This is a genomic window from Ardenticatenales bacterium, assembly GCA_020634515.1.
Taxonomy (GTDB): domain Bacteria; phylum Chloroflexota; class Anaerolineae; order Promineifilales; family Promineifilaceae; genus JAGVTM01.
Genome location: JACKBL010000018.1, coordinates 1 through 3,438, shown reverse-complemented (window position 1 = coordinate 3,438; position 3,438 = coordinate 1). Strand labels below are relative to the sequence as shown.

3 protein-coding genes are annotated in these 3,438 nt (G+C 64.0%); all 3 read left to right on the top strand.

Annotated elements, in window-relative coordinates:
• Positions 1-49 precede the first annotated feature (49 nt).
• From H6650_22805 to H6650_22795, 3 genes are read left to right on the top strand one after another with little or no spacing between them, the layout of a single operon-like run.
• Complete coding sequence (locus H6650_22805; GenBank protein ID MCB8954845.1) at positions 50-391, top strand: hypothetical protein; 342 nt, start codon at positions 50-52, stop codon at positions 389-391.
• On the top strand, positions 385-1,992 hold the full coding sequence (locus tag H6650_22800; GenBank protein MCB8954844.1) for a radical SAM protein: 1,608 nt from the start codon (positions 385-387) through the stop codon (positions 1,990-1,992). Before H6650_22805 ends, H6650_22800 begins: the two co-directional genes overlap by 7 nt.
• A 36-nt stretch (positions 1,993-2,028) precedes the next feature.
• Entirely contained in the window at positions 2,029-3,324 is a 1,296-nt protein-coding gene (locus H6650_22795) for an SPASM domain-containing protein (protein ID MCB8954843.1), read from the top strand.
• Positions 3,325-3,438: the final 114 nt, after the last annotated feature.

The following is a 3,438-nucleotide window of genomic DNA, read 5'->3' as shown; positions in this document are numbered from 1 at the left end:
GCAAACCCGCACACTCGCACACTCGCAAACTCACACCGGAGGCTCCTTAATGAAAATCGTCGTCTATATCGTTGCCGTGGCCCTGGGGTTCCTGGGGCTGATGTTCGTCATCGGCGCGCAGGGGAGCGTGGCGCGCTTCGTGGTGGGGGCCGTTCTGTTGGTGGCGGCGGGAGTGGTCATTTACATGATGCGGATGCAACCGAAAGTGGTGCAAACCACCAACGTGCAAAAGATTGACCTCAGCGGTAACGTCAATCTGGAAAAGCTGACCTGCCAGAACTGTGGCGCGCCGCTGGAGAAAGAGTCCATTGAGGTGAAAGCGGGGGCTATTTTCGTCCACTGCCCCTACTGCGACACCAGTTATCAGATTGAGGAAGCCCCCAAATGGTAGCATTGAGCGAGACATTACGGCAGCGAGCGCGAGCATGGCTGACGCCGCCCCCTCTGGCACAGGAACCGCCCCCAGGTCTACATACGTATCGCCTGCGGCGGCGCAACGAGCACGATCACCTGGACACGCGCCGCCTGCATTTCCGCGTGGAACCGGATGGGTCCGGCGTCCTTTTCATCGACGTGACGGACGTGATTCACCTCAACCCGACAGCGGCGCTGATGGCCTACATGGCGTTGGAAGAAGTGCCGCCGACGCAGGCGCGGCAGCAACTACGGGCGCAGTTTCGCGGGGTGAGTCGCGGGCAGTTGGAACGCGAACTGGGCGATATGTATGCGCTGGTCGATGGCGTGCGCCGCCTGGACAACGGCTGCCCCACATGCGCGCTGGGGGACGTGCCGCGCACGGCCCTGTTCAGCACCCCCGTCCACGCCCCGTACAAAGTGGACATGGCGCTCACCTACGGCTGCAACAACACTTGCGCCCACTGTTACAACGAGCCGGACCGGTACGAAATGGCTTCGCTGCGGCGGGAAGATTGGTTTCGCATCATTGACAAACTGCACGATGTGGGCGTGCCGCACCTGATTCTGACTGGCGGAGAGGCGACATTGCACCCGGATTTGCCGGCCATCATCCGTTACGCCGACAACCTGGGACACATCGTCGGGCTGAACACGAATGGGCGGCGCATTGCCCATCAGCCATACATGGAGACCCTGGCGGACGCGGGGCTGAACCATGTGCAGGTGACGCTGGGTTCGTCGCGCCCCGACGTGCATGACCAGATAATGTCCGGCGAGCGCCAGGGGGCGAGATCGTTCGGGCAGACGGTGCGCGGCATCCAGAACGCGGTCGCCAGCCGCGTGCATGTGATCACGAACACCACATTGATGCGGGCGAATATGGGGCATGTAGAGGAGATTGTTGATTTCCTCTACGACCTGGGAATTCGCACGTTCGCCATGAATGGGATGATTTACAGCGGCGGCGGTTTTGCCCATCCGAGCGCGATTTTGGAGGAGGAAATGCCGGCACTTCTCATCCGCGTCCGTGATCATGCCGCCGAATTAGGGATGCGCTTCCTCTGGTACACCCCCACCGAATACTGCCGCATGTCCCCCGTCGAACTGGAAATCGGGGCCAAGCGCTGCAACGCCGGCGAATACTCCCTCTGCATCGAACCCAACGGAGACGTGCTGCCGTGCCAATCGTATTACGTCAGTGCCGGCAACATCCTGCGCGACCCCTGGGAATCCATCTGGAACAGCCACCTCTTCCGCACCTTCCGCGACCGCGAACAAGACCCCCGCTGGGCCGGTCTGCCGGAAAAATGCTGGGAATGCCCGGATTTGCCCCTCTGCGGCGGCGGCTGCCGCATTGAACGCGAAGCCCGCGACGGCCACCGCGTCGCCTCCGGCGGCGGCTGCGCCGGATGCAGCAGCGGCAGTTGTGAAACCAATGCCACCGGCTTCATCCCCACCGCGCACATGACGCGCGCCGAGGTGCGCGGCGGCGGCGAAATGCCGGCACGAATCCCCCTCCACAACATCCCCATTTCCCCCCCCGACGCCCAGGCCAGGAAACAGGCAAACCCATGAGCCGCCCCCCCTTCCGCCTTTCCAGGAGCTTGTCCCATGACGACCGGACTCTTTGACAGACTATTCAACATCCGCCGCCCACAGCCGCCCGCACCCGTCCCGCCCGGCCTCTACCACACCCTACGCGAGACGGACGGACAAATCACGCGCCTACACCTGCGCGTGGAGCCAGACGGCAGCGGCATGCTCATCGCCAACGCCACCGCCGCCGCCCGTCTCTCCCCCGTGGGCGTGGTCATCGCCAAAGCGCTGCTGGATGAGCGCGGCGAACCGGACATTTTGCGCGAATTGCAGGCTCGTTTCCACAACGGCGAAGCCGTGCGCCTGGAACACGACCTGGCGCAGGTCAAAATGTTGCTGCGCGACCTCGTGGAACCGGGCGACCGCTTCCCCATCTTCAACCTGGAAGACGCCGCCTTCTCATCGCGCGCGGTCTCCTTGATCGCGCCGCTGGAAGCCACCGTGCCCCTGGCCCCCCCTGCGCAGATCATCCCAATTTTAGGTCGCCTCTGGGATGTGGGCATCCCCCACGTGACCATCCTCGTTCCGCCGCACCCCAACGCCGCCGACCTGGTGCGCGCCGTGGAACGGGCCGAAGACCTGGGACTGATCTGCGGCGTCAGTGGGCGGGCCACCGACCTGGGCGCGGGAACCCTGCTCGACGATCTGGCGCTGGCCGGCCTGGACCACGTAACGGCGTTTTATGCCGCGGCGGACGCGGCCATCCATGATGCCCTCCTGGGCACGGGCGACCACGCCGCCGCCGAGGTGCTTTTCCGCCGCACGCAGGTGCTGGAAATGGCGGACGTCGGCCTGACGCCGCTGGTAGCGAGCACGGTTGACCATCTGGAGGCAACGCTGAATGCGCTGCTGTCGCTGCAAGTATTCAACGTCTCCTTTTTTGCCATCGCCACCACGGCGGAAGAGGATGGGACGGGCGCGATTCCGGCGCCGGCGATGCGCCAGGTGGCCGCGCAGGTGGAGGAGGCGGCCGACCAGGCTCGCGTGGCCTACTTGTGGCATCCGCCCGTGGAGCGGGACGACGGTCTGACGCTGGCGCAGCAGGTGCGGCAAGGGCCGCGCTGCGCCGGCGACGTGGCGGTGCGGATTGAGCCGGATGGATCGGTGATGGCGGCGCGGGGTGTGGGGGTAAATGCCGGCAATCTCCTCCGCGACGACTGGCAAACCATCTGGAACAACCCCGTCTTCCGCCGCTATCGCGGGCGCGTCGAGACCTCCACCCGCTGCCAGTTTTGCCCCGGCCTGGCCATCTGCGCCGCCGACTGCCCCGCTGAACCCGCGGGCTGGGCCAGGATAACGGTCAATTCGTAAATGGGGGAACTGTTGAATCGTTAACCGAACTTAACCATTCAACAATTCCGCGATTCAACCATTAATTATTGACCTCACTGAAAAAACCGGGTTTTTCGATTGTCCGGCAAAAAT

Coding starts and splice junctions, on each gene's coding strand:
- H6650_22795 (MCB8954843.1), top strand. CDS start 2,029: ATGACGACCGGACTCTTTGACAGACTATTCAACATCCGCCGCCCACAG.
- H6650_22805 (MCB8954845.1), top strand. CDS start 50: ATGAAAATCGTCGTCTATATCGTTGCCGTGGCCCTGGGGTTCCTGGGG.
- H6650_22800 (MCB8954844.1), top strand. CDS start 385: ATGGTAGCATTGAGCGAGACATTACGGCAGCGAGCGCGAGCATGGCTG.